This window comes from Pseudarthrobacter sp. (assembly GCF_036675385.1).
Lineage (GTDB): Bacteria > Actinomycetota > Actinomycetes > Actinomycetales > Micrococcaceae > Arthrobacter.
Genome location: NZ_JAKFFD010000165.1, coordinates 46,127 through 64,717, shown reverse-complemented (window position 1 = coordinate 64,717; position 18,591 = coordinate 46,127). Strand labels below are relative to the sequence as shown.

Here is an 18,591-nt window from a genome sequence, read left to right as displayed (position 1 = left end):
GTAGATGTTGATCGGGGAAATTCTTCGGGGAAAAACGTTCTGGGGAAAGCCTGTCACACCGGGAGGGTGTTCGGGCGGTGTGGGCCTACTGGCCGCCGCCGGCTTCCTCGGCGAGCTGCAGGAACCGGACCGCGAGGTCCTGCCCGCCCTGCGGATCCCGCGAAACCAGCAGCACGGTGTCGTCACCGGCAATGGTCCCCAGGACGGAGGGCATCACAGAGTGGTCGATGGCCAGGGCCAGGAAGTTGGCCGCACCGGGCGGGGTCCGGAGCACCGCGATGTTGGCCGAGGCTTCCGCCGTGACCAGGAGTTCACTGCATAGCCGGGCAAGCCGGGCATCCAGGATCTCCTGGCTGACCCCGCTCTTGGCCGCACGTTCACCGCCCTCGCCGGGGACGGCGTAAACCAGCACGCCTTCCTTGCCGCGGACCCGGACGGCGCCGAGTTCCACGAGGTCCCGGGACAGCGTGGCCTGGGTGACCTGGACGCCGTCGTCCGCCAGCAAAGCGGCCAGCTCCGCCTGGGAGCGCACCGATTCACCCGTCAGGATCGCGGTGATGCGCGCCTGGCGGGCTGTTTTGGTGGCCGGGCTGGAGCCCGGCGCTGCCGGCGGGACGGACACTAGTTGCCGACCTCCTGGGGTGCCAACCCGTCCACCGGGGCCAGTCCTTCGACGACGGCGAGTCCGGAGCGGTGCATCAGCCAGGCCATCAGTGCCTTCTGCGCGTGCAGCCGGTTCTCCGCTTCGTCCCAGACGATCGACTGCGGGCCGTCGATGACGCCCGCCGAAATCTCGTAGCCGCGGTAGGCGGGGAGGCAGTGAAGCACGACGGCGTCCTCCGCCGCGTGTGCCATGGCCGCCTCATCGACGGAGTACTCCCGGAACAGCTGCAGCCGGGCCTCCTTTTCGGCTTCCTGGCCCATGGAGACCCAGGTGTCCGTGGCCACAACGTCGGCGCCCTTGAGGGCAACGGCGGCGTCGGTGGTGACCAGCACGGAACCGCCGGTCTGGGCGGCGCGCTCCTCGGCCGCGGCAACGATCTCCGCTGCCGGGAGGTAGCCTTCGGGCCCGGCGATGCGGACGTGCATCCCGGCGGTGACGCCAGCCAGCAGGTAGGAGTTGGCCATGTTGTTGGCGGCGTCGCCCAGGTAGCTCATGGTGAGGCCTTTGAGCTCGCCCTTGTGTTCCTTGACGGCGAGCAGGTCCGCCAGGAGCTGGCACGGGTGGTAGTCATCGCACAAGGCGTTGATAACGGGCACCTTGGAGTTCGCCGCCATGGCCACCAGGCCCGAGTGCGCGCCGGTGCGCCACACAATGGTGGAGACCATACGCTCCAGGACCTTGGCGGTGTCCTCGACAGATTCCTTGTGGCCGATCTGCGCCTCGCCCGGGTTGATGATCAGCGCGTTGCCGCCCATGTCCGCGATGCCCGTGGCAAAGGAAACCCGCGTACGGGTGGAGGTCTTGTCGAAGATGACGGCCACCGTCTTGCGGCCATTGCCCTCCCCGGCAAAGGGCTGCACGCTGTACGGCGCTGCCTTCATGCGGACGGCCAGGTCCAGGACCTCGGCCTGCTCGGCGGGGCTCAGGTCCGTGTCCTTCAGGAAGTGGCGTGTGGTGCTGGCTGTGCCGGCGGAAGAAACTACAGGGGTCACTGCGCGTCCTTAGCTGTCTGGAGGAGTGCCGGGAGGGCGGCGAGGAAGGTGCCGGCCTGGTCCTTGGTGAGGATCAGCGGCGGGGCGAGCCGGATGGTGTGCGGGCCGGGGCTGTTGACGATGAAACCGGCGTCAAGGCCTGCGGTCACGACGGCGGGAGCCACGTCGGCGTTCAGGTCGAAGCCGATCAGCAGGCCTTCGCCGCGGACTTCGGTGACGCCGTCGACGGCGGCGAGCCCGGTGCGGAGGTAGTCCCCGACAAGTGCAACGTTTTCCAGGACCCGCTGGCTTTCGATCGCGTGCAGCGTGGCCAGCGCGGCCGCCGTCGCCACCGGGTTGCCGCCGAAGGTGGTGCCGTGCTGGCCCGCGGACAGCAGCGACGACGTCCGCTCACCGAACGTGAGAAGCGCACCGATGGGGAAGCCGCCGCCGAGGCCCTTGGCCAGGGTGACGGCGTCCGGAACAATCCCGGCGTCCTCCGTCGCGAGCCATTTGCCGGTGCGGCCGATACCGGTCTGGACCTCGTCCAGGATCAGCAGGGCGCCGGCCTTTGTGGTCGCTTCGCGGGCTGCCTTCAGGTAGCCAGGAGGCAGGGGCCGAACCCCGGCTTCGCCTTGGATGGGCTCCAGGAAAACGGCGGCCACGGTTTCGTCGATGGCTGCTTCCAGGGCTGCGACGTCGCCGAACGGGATGTGGACCACTCCGCCGGGCAACGGCTCAAACGGTGCGCGGTAGGCTTCCTTGGCGGTCAGGGCCAGGGCACCCATGGTGCGTCCATGGAAGGCGCCTTCGAGGGCGATGATCTTGGTGCGTTTGCCCGTGGTGCCGTCCGGGCTGGCTCCGTTGCGCCGGGCCAGTTTGAAGGCGGCCTCGACGGCTTCGGTTCCCGAGTTGGCGAAGAATACTTTGGAGCCCGCCGGGGCGTGCGTCAGTGCCAGCAGCTTTTCGGCCAGTGCGATCTGCGTGGGGCTGGTGAAGAAATTGGAGACATGGCCCAGGGTGGCCAGCTGGCTGGAAATCACGGACGTGACAAACGGATGGGCGTGGCCCAGGGCGTTGACGGCAATACCGCCGAGCAGGTCCAGGTATTCCTTGCCGTCGGCGTCCCAGACCAGGCAGCCGGCACCACGGACCAGGACACGCTGCGGCGTGCCAAAGACGCCCATCAGGGACGTGGAGTAGCGCGTAAGCCACTCAGCCCCGCTGGTGTGGCCCTTGGTTTCGACAAGCTCAACCACCGGGCTCTGGTGATCGAGCTTGTCGAGATCTTCGACGTTACTCATGAATCTTCCTCTGTATCGGGGACGACCTGCGTGCCGATGCCCGCCGTCGTGAATGTTTCCAGGAGCATCGAGTGCGGCAGGCGGCCGTCCACGATGTGCGCGCGTTCCACTCCGCCGTCAATGGCCTTGAGGCACGCTTCCATCTTGGGGATCATGCCTGATTCCAACGAGGGCAAAAGCTCGCGAAGCTCCGTGGCCGTCAGGGAGGAGATGAGGGAGGACCGGTCCGGCCAGTTGGCGTACAGTCCTTCGACGTCGGTGAGGATCACCAGCTTGGAGGCCCCCAGGGCTTCGGCGAGGGCGGCCGCGGCGGTGTCCGCGTTGACATTGAGGACCTGCCCGGTGGTCTGGACCTCTCCGGCTGCCGTCTCGAGGCCGTCGGACTCGATTTCCGGTGCCACGGTGGAGATGACGGGTATACGGCCGGCGGCCAGGATGTCCAGGATGCCCTCCGGGTTGACGCCGACAACTTCGCCGACCAGGCCCAGGTCCACTTCCTCGCCGTCAATGACAGTGCCGGTCCGGACGGCGCGGAGCAGGCCGCCGTCTTCACCGGACATTCCCACGGCATACGGGCCATGGGAGTTGATCAGGCCCACCAGTTCGCGGCCCACCTGGCCGGTGAGGACCATCCGCACCACGTCCATGGCTTCGGGGGTGGTGACGCGGAGGCCGCCTTTAAACTCGGACTCGATACCCAGCCGCGCCAGCATGGAGTTGATCTGCGGACCGCCGCCGTGGACCACTACGGGGTGGATGCCCACATGGTGCAGGAACACTACGTCTTCGGCGAAGGCGCGGCGCAGTTCCTCGTTGACCATGGCGTTGCCGCCGTATTTGATCACCATGGTGGTGCCGGCGAACCGCTGGATCCAGGGCAGCGCCTCGATCAGCGTGCCGGCTTTGCTTTGGGCATCACTCATGGACGTCGTTTCACGGGTCTGGGTGTTCATGCGTGCAGTATCTCCAGGGTTGCTGGTGGGATCTGGCGTGAGGATCAGCTTGAGTAGGCGCTGTTCTCGTGGACGTAGTCGTGGGTGAGGTCGTTGGTCCAGATGGTGGCTTCGGCGTCACCGGACTGCAGGTCAATGTCCACCAGGACTACGCGGGGTTCGAGGTCCACCAGGTTGCGGTCGTCGCCGATGCTGCCGTTGCGGCAGATCTGGATGCCATTGATGGCCACGTTCAGCTGGTCCGGTTCGAACACGGCGTCCGTGGTGCCCACGGCGGACAGCACGCGGCCCCAGTTGGGGTCCTTGCCGAAGATGGCTGCTTTGAACAGGTTGGACCGGGCCACGGAGCGGCTGACCGTTTCGGCGTCCCGCTCGCTGGCCGCGTTGAACGTACGGATGGCGATGTCGTGGCTGGCGCCTTCGGCGTCCCCGATCAGCTTGCGCGCCAGTTCGGCGCACACCTGGGTCAGCCCGGCACCAAAGGCTTCGGCGGACGGGACGGCACCGGACGCCCCGGAAGCCAGCAGCACCACGGTGTCATTGGTGGACATGCAGCCGTCCGAATCAGCCCGGTCGAAGGTGACGCGCGTGGCGTCGCGGAGGACGACGTCGAGCATTTCCGCTTCGACGTCGGCGTCGGTCGTGAGGACCACCAGCATGGTGGCCAGGCCGGGTGCCAGCATGCCGGCGCCCTTGGCGATGCCGCCGATGGTGAACTCCTGGCCGTCGGCGTCCGAACCGATGAACAGTGCGGACTTGGGCACCGAGTCTGTGGTCATGATGGCGGTGGCCGCATCCGGACCGCCGTCCGTGCTGAGCGCTGCCGAGGCAGCCTCGACGCCCGGGAGGATCTTGTCCATGGGCAGCTGCTCGCCGATCAGGCCGGTGGAACAGACAAACACGTCCGTCGCCGAGATGCCGAGGACCGCGGCCACTTTTTCGGCCGTGCTGTGGGTGTTCTGGAACCCTTGGGGACCGGTACAGGCGTTGGCGCCGCCGGAGTTGAGGACCACTGCGTCCACGCGGCCGTCCGAGACCACCTGGCGGGACCAGTGGACGGGGGCCGCAGCCACCCGGTTGCTGGTGAAGACGGCGGCCGCGGCCTTGGACGGGCCGTCGTTGACCACCAGGGCGAAGTCCGGCTTGCCGGAGGTCTTCAGCCCGGCGGTGACGCCTGCGGCGCGGAATCCCAGGGGGGCGGTAACGGTCACGGTGCAACTCCCTGCAGGTTGAGGCCGGCGGTTTCCGGCAGGCCAAGCGCAATATTCATGGACTGCACGGCGCCGCCGGCAGTCCCCTTGGTGAGGTTATCAATGACGCACGTCACAATCGCGCGGCCGGTGTGTTCATCCAGGGCCAACTGCATGGCCGCGTGGTTGGAGCCCTGGACGGACTTGGTGGCGGGCCACTGCCCTTCCGGCAGCAGGTGGACAAACGGTTCGTCGTCGTAGGCATCAGCCCACGCCTGGCGGAGGTCCGCCGCCGTGGTGCCGGGCTTGACCTTCGCGGTGGCGGTGGTGAGGATGCCGCGGCTCATCGGCGCGAGCGTCGGGGTGAAGGACACCGTGACACTCTCGCCGGCAGCATTGGAGAGGCCCTGTTCAATCTCGGGGGTGTGGCGGTGGCCGCCGCCCACGCCGTAGGGGCTCATGGAGCCCATCACCTCGGAACCGATGAGGTTCACCTTCGCGGCCTTGCCCGCACCCGAGGTGCCGGAGGCGGAAACGATCACGACGTCGTCGGGCTGGAGCAGCTTGGCGGCGAACCCGGGCGCCAGGGCCAGGAGGGCCGAGGTCGGGTAGCAGCCCGGGACGGCGATCCGCGTGGCGCCCTTGAGGGCCTCGCGCTGGCCGGGGAGCTCCGGCAGACCGTAGGGCCACGTTCCGGCGTGGGCCGAGCCGTAGAACTTTTCCCACGCGGCAGGATCTTCAAGGCGGTGGTCTGCGCCGGCGTCGATCACGACGGTCCCCTCCGGGAGCTGTGCCGCGATCTCGGCGGAAGCGCCATGCGGGAGCGCCAGGAACACCACATCATGCCCGGAAAGATTCTCCACCGTGGTGTCTTCCAGGATGCGGCTGGCCAGCCCGTGCAGGTGCGGCTGCAGCTCGCCAAGGCGGGAGCCTGCATTGCTGTGCGCGGTGATGGCGCCGATGGTCACGTCCGGATGTCCCGCCAGGAGCCGCAGGACTTCTCCCCCGGCGTAACCGCTGGCTCCGGAGACGGCAACAGAAATAGTCATGCCGTGAATCTTACAGCAAAAGTATTCAGTGTGCCCGATATTTATGCATCGACGTTGGCAACGATTCCCAGGGCGCCGCGTAAGATGGAGTGAGGGTGATCATGACCGTGCAGTCCGAATGTCGGCTGCAGCGTTACCCGAAACAGTTACGAGGCCCCGCTCCATGACCACCACCCTTCCCACGTCAGAGCGCCCAAAATCGCGTGTCCGGCAGCCCAACGCCGTTGTCCTGAGCTATTCGGAGCTGTTGAAGAGCGTCAAGGCTGAAGGCCTGCTGGAACGCCGCGTCGGTTTCTACATCACGCTCTTTGCCAGCCTGGTACTCCTCATGGCCGCCACCTGGTTCGGGTTTGCCCTGATCGGCGACAGCTGGTTCCAGCTCCTCATCGCCGCGGCCGTCGGGGTCCTCTGCACACAGCTGAGTTTCCTGGCCCACGAGGCCGGGCACCGCCAGATCTTCGCGTCGCGCCGGGCCAACGACTGGACCGCCCGGATCCTGGCCACCTCGGTTGCCGGCATGAGCTATTCCTGGTGGGAGCAGAAGCACGGCGCCCACCACAACCACCCCAACGTCATTTCGAAGGATCCTGACATTGCCACGGGGGCCATCGCCTTCCACACCGAAGGTGCCGCCACGCGGCAGGGCAGGTTTTCGTTCCTGACCCGCAAGCAGGGCTGGTTCTTCTTCCCGCTGCTGTTCCTTGTTGGCCTGGGGCTGCAGATCGACTCCGTGAAGTTCGTCTTCCGCCGGGCCAAGGTGACACACCGATGGGTAGAGCTTCCCATTTTGCTGGTCCGGCTTAGCCTCCTGCCCGTGCTGGCTTTTACGTTCCTGCCGCTCGGGATGGCGTTCGCGTTCATCGGCGTGCAGCTCGCCGTCTTCGGTTTCTACATGGGTGCTTCCTTCGCGCCGAACCACAAGGGCATGCCGGTCCTGCCCGCGGACAGCCGCGTGGACTTCTTCAGCCGCCAGGTCCTGACGTCACGGAACATCTCCGGTGGCCGGTTTATGGACATCCTGCTCGGCGGCCTGAACCGCCAGGCTGAGCACCACCTCTTCCCGGACATGGCACGCCCCCAGCTGGATAAGGCAGCCAAGATTGTCCGCGAGTACTGCAAGAAGCACCAGGTTCCCTACACGGAAACCACGCTGCTGCAGTCCTACGGCATCATCGTCCGCTACCTGAATGATGTAGGCCTTGCTGCAGGACGCCACTTCGAGTGCCCCATGGCAACGGTGACCCGGCGGTTCTAGCACACGCTGCTAAAAAGAGGCGAGCCGCGCGGGCTCCCCCGCATGACTCTGCCGCGCATGACCCGAAGCGACGGCCGGCTACCGGCCGTCGCTTCGTCGTCGGTAGCGGTATCCCTAGGATGGTCAGAGACACCGGCCGCGGGAAACCCCCGCCCGGAGAGGAGACCTTTTATGCAAGCCATCGTTGCCCGCCAGTCCGGAGGTCCGGAAGTCCTCGAGATCGCCGAGGTGGACCGACCGACGCCGGGTCCCGGCCAGTTGCTCATCAAGGTGGCGGCAGCCGGGGTGAACTTCATCGACACCTACCAGCGCGGGGGCATGTACCAGGTCCCGTTCCCCTTTACGCCCGGCTCGGAAGCCGCTGGGACTGTAGAGGAGCTCGGCGAAGGCACCGAAAACTTCGCAGTCGGCAGCAGGGTGGCCACGGCCGAGGGCACTAAATGCTACGCCGGCTACGCGGTGCTCGATGCGGCCAAGGCACTTCCGGTGCCGGACGGCGTCGACGACCTGACGGCAGCTGCCTTGCCGCTCCAAGGCATGACCGCCCACTACCTCATCAATTCCTCCTTCAAGGTCGAACCGGGCCACACAGTACTGACGCACGCCGGTGCCGGCGGCGTCGGCCTGCTGCTGATCCAGCTGCTGAAGGAGAGGGGCGCCCGCGTCATCACCACGGTTTCCTCGGAGGCCAAGGAAGAACTTGCCCGCGACGCCGGGGCCGACCATGTGCTGCGGTACGAGGGCTTCCCCCACCATGTTCGCGAACTCACCAACGGGAAGGGCGTGGACGTGGTGTACGACGGCGTCGGCCGGAACACCTTTGACGGGTCCCTCTCCTGCCTCCGCACGCGAGGCATGCTGGTCCTGTTCGGGGCAGCCTCCGGGGCCGTACCGCCGGTGGATCCGCAGCGTCTCAACGCCGGCGGTTCGCTGACGCTGACGCGTCCGTCCCTGGCCCACTTCCTGCTCAACGAGCAGGAGCGCCGCTGGCGCTCGGCGGAGATCTTCGCCGCCGCAGAAAAGGGGCACTTAAAGGTACGGATCGGCGCCACCTACCCCCTGGCCGAGGCGCGGCGTTCCCATGAGGACCTCGAGGGACGGCGCACCACGGGCAAGGTCCTGCTGGTTCCCTGATGGATACAGGCAGCATGCGTGAACAGAACATGAATCTTCAACTAATTCTGGACACCTTGCGTTCACTTTACTCAGGCAGAATCCGTCCGTGAGTGAGCATCAGTCAAACGTCGTCGCATCCCTGCCGGAGGATCCCTACCGCCCCCAGCTGGCCGGTTTTCCCCTGGCCCCGCCCGAGCGGACCCTCATGGCCATCCTGGCGGACTCGGCGGCACGTTTCCCGGAGGCCTCGGCGCTCGACGACGGCCGGCGTTCCCTGAGCTATGCCGACCTGATGGCCGCGGTCCGGGCCAAAGGACGGGAGCTCCAGGCGGCCGGGCTGGGCGCCGGCGACAGGATAGGTGTGCGGATTCCGTCCGGGACCTGTGAGCTCTACATCTCGATTCTCGCTATCCTGCACATCGGTGCCGCCTACGTTCCGGTGGACGCCGACGACCCTGAGGAACGTGCCCGGCTCGTTTTCGGTGAGGCTGGCGTAGCCGCAGTGCTCACGGGTGAGGCTGGCGTAGCCGCGGTGCTCACCGGTGGCGCCGCGGTCTCCGTGCCTGACTCCCCGGAACCCGCTGAACGCGGTGAACGCGGTGAAGCCGAGCGTCGTGGTGCCGAAAGCCGTTCCGCCGAGCCCGGCGATGACGCCTGGGTGATCTTCACCTCCGGTTCCACCGGCACGCCCAAGGGCGTCGCGGTCCAGCACCGCTCCGCCGCCGCCTTTGTTGACGCCGAAGCCCGGATCTTCCTGCAGGCGGAGCCCCTCGGCCCGCAGGACAGGGTACTGGCAGGGCTTTCGGTCGCCTTTGATGCCTCGTGTGAGGAAATGTGGCTTGCCTGGCGTCATGGCGCCTGCCTGGTGCCCGCACCGCGGGCCCTGGTCAGGACCGGAACGGACCTCGGCCCGTGGCTCATCAGCCACGGCATCACCGCAGTGTCCACCGTTCCAACGCTGGCTGCCCTCTGGCCAGCCGAGTCCCTGGAGAGCGTCCGGCTCCTGATTTTCGGCGGCGAGGCCTGCCCGCCCGAGCTGGCCGAGCGGCTTGCCATCCCGGGCCGTGAAGTCTGGAACACCTACGGCCCCACGGAGGCCACGGTAGTGGCCTGCGCGGCTCCCCTGGGTGGCCCCGGTCCGGTCCGGATCGGACTGCCCCTGGACGGCTGGGACCTGGCCGTGGTGGATGCTGAAGGACTGCCCGTCGGCGAAGGGGAGATCGGCGAACTGATCATCGGCGGCGTCGGACTGGCCCGTTACCTTGACCCGGACAAGGACCGGGAGAAGTACGCGCCCATGCCGTCCTTCGGCTGGGACCGCGCCTACCGTTCGGGCGACCTAGTCCGCTACGAAGCCGCCGGACTGATCTTTGTGGGCCGCGCCGACGAACAGGTCAAGCTCGGTGGACGCCGGATCGAACTAGGCGAAATTGACGCCGCCATGCAGGCGCTCCCGCATGTTGCCGGAGCTGCTGCGGCAGTACGGACAACCGCTGCGGGCAACCAGATCCTGGTGGGCTACCTGGCCGCCGCGGACGCTGACCTGGATCTGGCGGCCGCCCGCGAGCTCCTGGCAGAGAGCCTCCCCGCGCCCCTCATTCCGCTGCTGACCGTCGTCGACTCCCTGCCCACCAAGACCAGCGGCAAGGTGGACCGCCACGCCCTGCCCTGGCCGCTGACCGGGACCGGTGCGGCGGAGGCCGACGCTGCCCCCTTGAACCTGCCCGAAGATGCCTCCTGGGTGGCCGAACAGTGGACTGCAGTCCTTGGCAGCACCGTAACAAGCCTCGACGCCGACTTCTTCGCCTACGGCGGCGGCTCCCTGTCCGCTGCCCAGCTGGTCTCCGCCCTCAGGGTCCGGTACCCGACCATCACGGTCGCCGACATTTATGCCACACCCAGGATCGGCGCCCTGATTGATGCGGCCCGCCAGACCCTTCCCGACGGAGTGGCCACCGGGCCTGCGCCGTCCCGCACTGTACGCCCCACCGCGTTCAAGTCCCAGGTGTTCCAGACTCTGATGGGTATTCCCTTGCACATCCTGGTGGGGATGCGCTGGCTGACCTACCTCATGGCGGCTAACAACGTACTGGCCGCGATGGCCGGCTTCAGCGCTGCCCCCACCGTTTCCTGGTGGTGGGTGGCCGCCTCCTGGCTCGTCTTCGTCTCCCCGGCCGGCCGGATGCTGATTTCCGTGGCCGCGGCCCGGATGCTGCTCCGGAAGGTGGGGCCGGGAACGTACCCGCGCTCCGGACGGGTGCACGTGCGCCTCTGGCTGGCCGAACAGATCCAGGACCTCGCCGGGGCCATCAGCCTCGCCAGCGCACCATGGGTGCCGTACTACGCCCGGGCGCTGGGCGCCAAGATCGGCAACAACGTCCAACTGCACTCACTGCCGCCTGTCACCGGGATGCTTTCCCTCGGCAGCGGCTCCAACATCGAGCCTGAAGTGGATCTTTCCGGTTGGTGGATCGACGGGGACATCGTCCACATCGGGGCCGTCCATATCGGGGCAGGAGCCAGCGTCGGGGCGCGCAGCACGCTGATGCCCGGCGCTTCCATCGGCGCCGGAGCCCAAGTGGAGCCCGGCTCGGCCGTCCTCGGCAAAGTAAAGGCCGGCCACCACGTGGCCGGCTCCCCCGCCGAGCGCCGGGGCAAGGCCAAGCACTCGCTGCCGGACACTCCTGCCGAACATCGGCTGATTGGCCGGCTCTGGTTCGCCGGATTCGCCATGGCTTCAGCCGTGCTGGCCCTGATCCCTTACGTCTCTGCCGCCGCCGCGGCCCTGGTGGTCTTTGCCTTCATCCAAGGCAGCGAATCGCTCTCCGCAGCCGTCCCGCAACTCCTGCAGGCCCTCGCACCCGCGGCCCTCGTGTGGTTCGTCGTCAACCTCCTGCTGATTTTGGTCACCACCCGGATGCTCGGCATCGGCCTGGCGGAGGGCTACTACCGCGTCCGCAGCCGGATCGGCTGGCAGGTCTGGGCCACGGAACGCGTGCTGGACCTGGCCCGCGACCTGCTCTTCCCCGTTTATGCCAGTCTTTTCACACCGGTCTGGCTGCGCCTGCTGGGCGCCAAGATCGGCAAGAACGTCGAAGCCTCCACGGTCCTGCTTATCCCCAAGATGACCACTGTGGGCGAGGGCGCCTTCCTGGCCGACGACACCATGGTGGCCTCCTACGAGCTCGACGGCGGGTGGCTGCGGATTGCGCCCGCGAAGATCGGCAAGCGCTCCTTCCTGGGCAACTCGGGCATGACCGCTGCCGGCCGGAATGTCCCCAAGAACTCACTCGTCGCCGTCCTGTCGGCCACACCGGCCAAGGCCAAGTCCGGGACCTCCTGGTTGGGCAGCCCGCCTGTACGGCTCCGGCGCACCGCCATCGCCTCGGACGACACCCGCACGTACCAGCCGCCGCTGCGGCTCAAGTTTGCCCGCTGCCTCTGGGAACTGGGCCGCTTCATCCCCGTGGTGGTAACGGTGGCGATCGCCGCCGGCGTGATGCTTGCTTTTGACTGGCTGGCCGCTACCTACAACTACGGGATTGCCGCAGCCCTGGGCGGAGTCGTGATGCTGCTGGCGGGCGCGGCGGCCGCGGGCAGCGCCGTCGTCGCCAAATGGGTCCTCGTGGGCCGGATCCGGGCCGGCGAGCACCCGCTCTGGAGCTCCTTCATTTGGCGCAACGAAGTGGTCGATACGTTTATCGAAATGGTCAGCGCCCCCTGGTTCGCGCGGGCAGCCACCGGGACCCCGGCCCTGGTCTGGTGGCTCCGGGCGCTCGGTGCCCGGATCGGCCGCGGCACGTGGTGCGAAAGCTACTGGCTCCCCGAAGCGGACCTGGTCACCCTCGGGCGGAACTCCACCGTCAACCGTGGCTGTGTGGTCCAGACGCACCTGTTCCATGACCGGGTCATGAGCCTGGACACTGTTACCCTCGAAGACGGAGCCACCATGGGGCCCCACGGCGTTATCCTGCCGCAGGCAAGCATCGGCAGCGGCGGAACTGTTGGACCGGCTTCGCTGGTGATGCGGGGCGAATCCGTTCCCGCCGCGACCTATTGGATGGGCAACCCGGTGAGCCCCTGGAGCGGTCCCGCAGCGTCCGCTCCCAAACCCCGCTAGCCTCGCAATACCAGCTGTCCTGCCGCCCAACGCTGATCGGAAAGACCGTCTTATGAGTTCCCCCGCACCGAGCCCCACGGCCGCGAATACCGGCCCAGCACGCAACTCGGAGCACGGCGCATCTGCGCCCGACCCCTATATGCCCGGCCATGGCACAAACGCGTACAAGGTCCGCCGCTACGAACTGGACATTGACTACAAGCTCAGCAGTAACCGCCTGAGCGGGCGTGCGGTCCTGAACGCGGTCACACAGTACGCTACGGCGGCCCTCGTGCTGGACCTGACCGGGCTCCGGGCCACAAAGATCCAGCTCAGCGGGCGCCGGGTCAAAAAGTTCAGCCAGCGCGCCGGGCAGTTGGTCATTGTGCCCGAGGCCGCGCTGCCGGCGGGCGAGGAATTTACCCTCGACATCCGCTACGAAGGCAACCCTGGTCCCCGGCGCGGGTTCTGGGGCGAGGTGGGCTGGGAGGAACTCACCGACGGGGTCCTTGTGGCCGGCCAGCCGAACGGCGCCGCCTCCTGGTTCCCGTGCAACGACCACCCCGGCGACAAGGCCAGCTACCGGATCAGCGTGACCACCGACGCCAATTACCGGGCCGTGTGTAACGGCACCCTGATCTCCCACACCAGCAGGGCCAGCCGCGAGACCTGGGTCTACGAACAGGCCGAGCCCATGGCCACCTACCTGGCCACGGTCCAGATCGGCCGCTATGAGTTCCTCGCCCTGACCCCCTTCCCCGTGGACGGGCAGGTTCCGCAGTTCGCCGCCGTCCCGGCACTGCTGGTCGACACGGCCCGCGAAGGCCTGGCGAGGCAGCCTGAGATGATGCGCACCTTTGCCAGCTGTTTCGGGCCCTACCCTTTCCCGGAATACTCCGTGGTGGTGACCGAAGACGAGCTGGAAATACCGCTTGAAGCGCAGACGCTCTCCATTCTGGGCCGGAACCATCTGACGCAGGAGTGGGAATCCCAGCGGCTCATCGCCCACGAGCTCGCACACCAGTGGTTCGGGAACTCCCTCACTGCCGCATCATGGTCGGATATCTGGCTCCACGAGGGCTTCGCCTGCTATGCGGAGTGGATCTGGTCGGAGGAGGCGGGCGTCCTGCCTGTCGCGAACCGGGCTGCCGCAGCCTGGCGGAAACTGGCCGCCGGCAGCCAGGACATTATCGTGGGCGACCCCGGGCCGGAGCTTATGTTTGATGACCGCGTCTACAAGCGGGGAGCCCTGGCCCTGCATGCCCTGCGGGTCCGGTGCGGTGACCTGGCATTCTTTGCGTTGCTGCACGACTGGACGGATGCCCACCGTCACGGTTCAGTGTCCACGGCGGCGTTTATTCTCGCCGCGGACCGGGCTACCGGCCTGGACACCGAGGCGCTGCTGCACCCGTGGCTGCTCGAAGCAGCCCTCCCGCCACTGCCGGTGCGCTGACCAGCAAAACGCTGACGGCAACGTCGCTAGCTGCCGGTGCGCGAAACCGCGACGGCGGCGCGAAAGTTGAGCGGGAGGCCCGCCTCGCCGGCGGCCAGGTCCCGGATTTCCGGGCGCGACAAAACGTCGAGGCTGTCCGGTGCCGTGGCGAGACCGTCGCCCGTCATCTTGAGCCAGGCTTCCTTGCGCGCCCAGAGCCTTGCCCGCTCCTGCAGCAGCAGAGGCCCGGCCAGCCCGGTGAGGGCCGTGCGCTCCGCGGCGGTGAGGGCCACGCCGTCGAACCCCTCAAAGGCCATGCCGGACGGGTCCGCCAGGTCCAGGCCCATCGTGACTCCGGCCGGTGGATCCACCACGGCGCCCAACAGGATCCACCCGGAACTCCGGGACAGGCTCAGCGCGAGCGGCACCGGCTCTCCCCTGAGCGTATAGCCCGGCCTGCCGTGCGATAGCTCGGGGCCGGAGCCGCACCGGGGGCAGCTGAAGTGGGTGGTGAGGTCCGACGCCGGGACGTCCAGCAGTTCTGCTGCGAACCTTCGCAGGGCACGCCGGCCGGTGACAAAAACGGCCCGCGGGCCGGGTGCCAGGGCCGCCGCGCGGGCCAGCTCGGCGGGCCCCAGCACTATCGACTGGTGGCCCGCCGTCGGGTCCTGCCCTCCGGATACGCCGGGAGGGCAGGAACGCAGGACCGGCGCCACCGGCACCGCCCCCACCAGCCCTGCCATCCGGATCCGCGTTTAGCGCTGGACGGCGCCGAAGCGCTCTGCAGCCAGGGCAACCGCGCTTTCGCGCGCAGCCGAGGCCTCATCGGCTGTCAGCGTCCGGTCCGTTGCCCGGAAACGCAGGCCGAAGGCGAGCGATTTCTTGCCTTCTTCAATACCCTTGCCGGCGTAGACGTCGAACAGCGCCACGTCCTCCAGCAGCTCGCCGGCGCCTTCGCGGAGCGCTTCGAGGACCTGGTCCGCGGGAATCTCCTGCGGCACCACCAGGGCAACGTCCTGGGTGGCCACCGGGAACGTGGAGATGTGGCGGGCCACAATCACATCCGCGGCTGCCTCGAACAGGGCATCCGCGTTGAGCTCCAGCGCCACCGAACGGGCAGGCATGTCGTGCGCGGCCAGGAGCTTCGGGTGCAGCTCGCCGGCGTAACCCACTACTTCGCCGGTCCGCAGCGAGAGCTGCGCGGCACGGCCCGGGTGGAACGCCTGGTGTGCACCCTGGCTGACCACAACCTCCACACCCAGGACATCCCCGGCGAGCCGGGCAATGTCAAGTGCGTCGGACCAGTCCCACAAGCGCGGCGTGTGGCCGGCGGCAGCGGGTGAATCATGGCCGGTGAGGACAGCGGCGACGTGCAGCGGCTGGTCCGGAACGCCGTCGTACAGTGCATCCAGTACCTCGTCGGAAGGCTTAACGCCCAGCGGCGGGATGGACGGCGTACCCAAGGTCTCGCCCGGCAGGAAAACGAGGCCCGACTCGAAGAGCGCCAGGTCGCGGAACCCGCGGGAGTAGTTCCGCTTGGCCACCTCGATCAGCCCGGGGAGGATGGACGTGCGCAGGAAGCCGTGTTCCTCGCTGATCGGGTTCGCCAGCTTGACCGCGCTCCGGGCCGCACCCTGCTCGGCGACGCCGAACGTGTCGTTGGCCGCCTTGGAGACGAACGGGTAGGCCAGGACTTCGGTCAGACCGGCGTCGGCCAGTGACTGGATGAGCCGACGTCGCTGCTGCTGCACGCGGGTCAGGCCACGTCCCGGAGGGGCCACCGGAAGGGTGGCGGGGATGTTGTCGTAGCCCACCAGCCGCGCGATTTCCTCGGTGAGGTCTTCCTTGGTTTCCAGGTCGTTGCGCCAGCTGGGGGCGGTAACGGTCCAGCCGCCGTCGGCTTTTTCCACCACGGCGCCGAGGTCCACCAGCGAGGTGGTGATCTGCTCTTCGGTGAAATCGATGCCGATCCGCTGGGCGGCGAAGGCTGCCGGCAGCGCAATGGTCACGGCATCCGGTGCGGTCCCGACGTCGGTCCCCGCCTCGTCAGCAACCCCGCCGGCGAGGTCCACCAGGAGGTCAACAACACGCTGGGCAGCGATGTCCGCAACGTGCCAGTCGACGCCGCGCTCGAAGCGCTTGGACGCCTCGGACGGCAGCTTGTGCCGGCGGCGGGAACGGCCAATGGACACCTCGTCGAAGTGCGCAGCTTCCACCAGGACGTTCGACGTCGAATCGCTCACCTCGGTGGCTGCGCCGCCCATCACGCCGGCAATGCCGATCGCGCCGGATCCGTCGGTGATGAGGAGGTCCTCGACGTCGAGCGTGCGCTCCTTGTCGTCCAGGGTGGTGATCTTCTCCCCCGCCACGGCCCGGCGGACCACGATGTCGCCGGACAGTTTGTCCAGGTCATAGCAGTGCGTGGGCTGGCCAAGCTCGAGCATCACGTAGTTGGAGATGTCCACGGGCAGGGAGATGGAACGGATCCCGGCAAGCCGGAGCCTTGAGGTCATCCACGGCGGCGTCGGCTTGGTGGCGTCGACGCCGCGGACGGTGCGGGCCACAAAACGGTCGCAGCCGGGTTTGCCGTAGATGGGCGCGTCGTCGTTGAGCTTGACGCCGTAGCCGCCGGAAAGTTCCGCCGGGGCCTGGACCTTTGACGCGGGGTCCGTGAACCCTGTGCCGGTTGCGTGCGCATATTCGCGGGCCACACCACGGATGGAGAACGCGTAGCCGCGGTCCGGGGTCACGTTGATCTCGGCTGCCTGGTCATAGAGGCCCAGCAGTTCCATGGCATCCGTGCCGATTTCGGGATCGAGCCCGATCCGGGACAGCACCAGGATGCCGTCGTGGTCCTCGCCGATGCCAAGCTCACGCACGGAGGCGATCATGCCGGCGGAGAGGTGGCCGTACGTCTTCCGGGCGGAGATGTGGAAGTCGCCGGGCAGCACCGCCCCCGGCAGAGTGACAACTACCTTGTCGCCTTCAACGAAGTTGTGGGCGCCGCAGATGATCCCCTGCACCCCGGACGGGTCGATGCCGTCTCCGGTGAGGGTCTGTTCCTGGCCTTCGGGGACAACCCGGACCTGGCACCAGTTGATGGTTTTGCCGTTGGTCTGGGGTTCCTTGACGATGCTCAGGACCTGGCCCACCACAACCGGGCCCTGCAGGGTGTCCGTGGGGCGGTGGACCGCTTCCTCTTCAAAGCCAACCTTGACCAGTTCGGCCATCAGGTCTTCGGCCGTTGCTCCGGCCGGTACTGCTGCGAATTCACGCAGCCAGGAAAGTGGGATACGCACTGTTAGATCTCCATCCCGAAGTGCTCGCTGAAACGTACATCGCCTTCGATCATGTCGCGCATGTCGCCGACGTCATTGCGGAACATGAGCGCGCGCTCGATGCCCATGCCAAAGGCGAAACCGGAGTAGATATCCGGGTCGATGCCCGCGGCGCGGAGGACGTTGGGGTTGATCATGCCGCAGCCGCCCCATTCGATCCAGCGCGGGCCGCCCTTGGCGCCCGGGTGCCAGATGTCCAGTTCCGCGGAGGGTTCGGTGAAGGGGAAGTAGTTCGGGCGCAGCCGGACGGACGCCTCGTCGCCGAACAACTGTCGGGTGAAGTGCTCCAGCGTGCCCAGGAGGTCGGCCATGCTCAAGTTCTTGTCGATGGCCAGGCCCTCGAACTGGTGGAACACCGGGGTGTGCGTCGCGTCCAGTTCATCGGTGCGGAACACCTTGCCGGGGCAGAGGACGTAGATGGGCAGTTCGCGTTCCAGCATGGACCGGACCTGCACCGGGGAGGTGTGCGTACGCATCACCAGGTGGGCCTCCGGCGGCTCCACGAAAAACGTGTCCTGCATTTCGCGGGCGGGGTGGTCCGGCTTGAAGTTCAGGGCGTCGAAGTTGAACCATTCGGATTCCACCTCGGGGCCTTCGGCGATTTCCCAGCCCATGCCCACAAAGATGTCCGCCACGCGGTCCTGCAGCGTGGAGAGCGGGTGACGCGCTCCTGCCCGACGACGGCGGGGTGCGGCAGTGACGTCCACCGTCTCTTCCAGCAGGATCCGGGCGTCGTTTTGTGCTTCCAGCTCGGCGGTGCGGTCCGCGAGCGCCTTGTTGACCCGGCCCCGTGAGGAACCCATGAGTTTGCCGGCTACGGCTTTCTGGTCTTTCGGCAGTCCGCCGATCTCCCGGTTGGCCAGGCTGAGCGGTGACTTCTCACCGGTGTGCGCCAGCCTCACCGCCTTGAGTTCGTCAAGGGTGCCTGCGCCGGCAATGGCGGCGATGGCCTGGTCTACAGCGGCAGTGATGGCGGCTTCATCCGTAGGGTTCGGGATGGCGGCGCCCGGCAAAGTTTCAGTCATCTACTGTTCTTAGCTACGAGTCGGGGCTGCCGGTGAGGGGTGCAGCCGTGCGCGGTTTCCCGGCAGCGCATCCGTCACTGGCAGGTCACGTTGTGGATTCACCCAAGGTGAAGGCACTCGATGACCAGGTCAGGGCACACCGGTCAAACTGGCGGCCACTATCCTCCAGTCTAAGTGAAGGCTCCGGCTACCATG

At 67.4% G+C, this 18,591-nt stretch carries 13 protein-coding genes; 4 read left to right on the top strand and 9 right to left on the bottom strand.

Translation table 11 applies throughout. From position 1 onward, the window contains the following. Positions 1-85 precede the first annotated feature (85 nt). From V6M49_RS14490 to argC, 6 genes are read right to left on the bottom strand one after another with little or no spacing between them, the layout of a single operon-like run. Entirely contained in the window at positions 86-622 is a 537-nt protein-coding gene (locus V6M49_RS14490) for an arginine repressor (protein ID WP_141140054.1), read from the bottom strand. Beyond that, the gene (gene argF, locus V6M49_RS14485) at positions 622-1,656 is read right to left on the bottom strand and encodes an ornithine carbamoyltransferase (protein ID WP_332761613.1); all 1,035 of its coding nucleotides are present in this window, start codon (positions 1,654-1,656) and stop codon (positions 622-624) included. Before argF ends, V6M49_RS14490 begins: the two co-directional genes overlap by 1 nt. After that, positions 1,653-2,939: an acetylornithine transaminase gene (locus tag V6M49_RS14480; protein WP_332761612.1), complete on the bottom strand. Its 1,287-nt coding sequence runs from the start codon at positions 2,937-2,939 to the stop codon at positions 1,653-1,655. Before V6M49_RS14480 ends, argF begins: the two co-directional genes overlap by 4 nt. Then, positions 2,936-3,892, bottom strand: coding sequence for an acetylglutamate kinase (gene argB, locus V6M49_RS14475; protein WP_332761610.1), 957 nt, complete (start codon positions 3,890-3,892; stop codon positions 2,936-2,938). The genes V6M49_RS14480 and argB overlap by 4 nt, the downstream gene beginning before the upstream one ends. Before the next feature lie 44 nt (positions 3,893-3,936). After that, on the bottom strand, positions 3,937-5,103 hold the full coding sequence (argJ, locus tag V6M49_RS14470) for a bifunctional glutamate N-acetyltransferase/amino-acid acetyltransferase ArgJ (protein WP_332761608.1): 1,167 nt from the start codon (positions 5,101-5,103) through the stop codon (positions 3,937-3,939). Beyond that, positions 5,100-6,131: an N-acetyl-gamma-glutamyl-phosphate reductase gene (gene argC / locus V6M49_RS14465; RefSeq protein WP_332761607.1), complete on the bottom strand. Its 1,032-nt coding sequence runs from the start codon at positions 6,129-6,131 to the stop codon at positions 5,100-5,102. The genes argJ and argC overlap by 4 nt, the downstream gene beginning before the upstream one ends. A gap of 163 nt (positions 6,132-6,294) precedes the next feature. On the opposite strand from argC, the gene V6M49_RS14460 reads away from it, so the two are divergent. From V6M49_RS14460 to V6M49_RS14445, 4 genes are all read left to right on the top strand, one after another. Further along, entirely contained in the window at positions 6,295-7,386 is a 1,092-nt protein-coding gene (locus V6M49_RS14460; RefSeq protein ID WP_104063390.1) for a fatty acid desaturase family protein, read from the top strand. Positions 7,387-7,557: 171 nt separating this feature from the next. Beyond that, a complete protein-coding gene (locus V6M49_RS14455; RefSeq protein WP_332761605.1) occupies positions 7,558-8,520 on the top strand; it encodes a quinone oxidoreductase family protein in 963 nt (320 codons plus the stop codon). Between the two features lie 187 nt (positions 8,521-8,707). Continuing rightward, positions 8,708-12,622 carry a Pls/PosA family non-ribosomal peptide synthetase gene (locus V6M49_RS14450; protein WP_332761629.1) on the top strand — a complete coding sequence of 1,305 codons (3,915 nt, stop codon included), beginning with the start codon at positions 8,708-8,710 and terminating at the stop codon, positions 12,620-12,622. Between the two features lie 52 nt (positions 12,623-12,674). Continuing rightward, entirely contained in the window at positions 12,675-14,054 is a 1,380-nt protein-coding gene (locus V6M49_RS14445) for a M1 family metallopeptidase (protein ID WP_332761603.1), read from the top strand. Positions 14,055-14,080: 26 nt separating this feature from the next. Here V6M49_RS14445 and V6M49_RS14440 read toward each other — a convergent pair whose 3' ends face one another. The 3 genes from V6M49_RS14440 to pheS are packed head-to-tail and all read right to left on the bottom strand — an operon-like array spanning position 14,081 to position 18,396. Beyond that, positions 14,081-14,776 (bottom strand): 4'-phosphopantetheinyl transferase family protein, encoded by a 696-nt coding sequence (locus tag V6M49_RS14440; protein ID WP_141140047.1) that lies wholly within the window; start codon positions 14,774-14,776, stop codon positions 14,081-14,083. A gap of 12 nt (positions 14,777-14,788) precedes the next feature. After that, on the bottom strand, positions 14,789-17,332 hold the full coding sequence (gene pheT / locus V6M49_RS14435; RefSeq protein WP_332761600.1) for a phenylalanine--tRNA ligase subunit beta: 2,544 nt from the start codon (positions 17,330-17,332) through the stop codon (positions 14,789-14,791). Between the two features lie 2 nt (positions 17,333-17,334). Beyond that, on the bottom strand, positions 17,335-18,396 hold the full coding sequence (gene pheS, locus V6M49_RS14430; RefSeq protein ID WP_104063385.1) for a phenylalanine--tRNA ligase subunit alpha: 1,062 nt from the start codon (positions 18,394-18,396) through the stop codon (positions 17,335-17,337). Between the last annotated feature and the right edge of the window lie 195 nt (positions 18,397-18,591).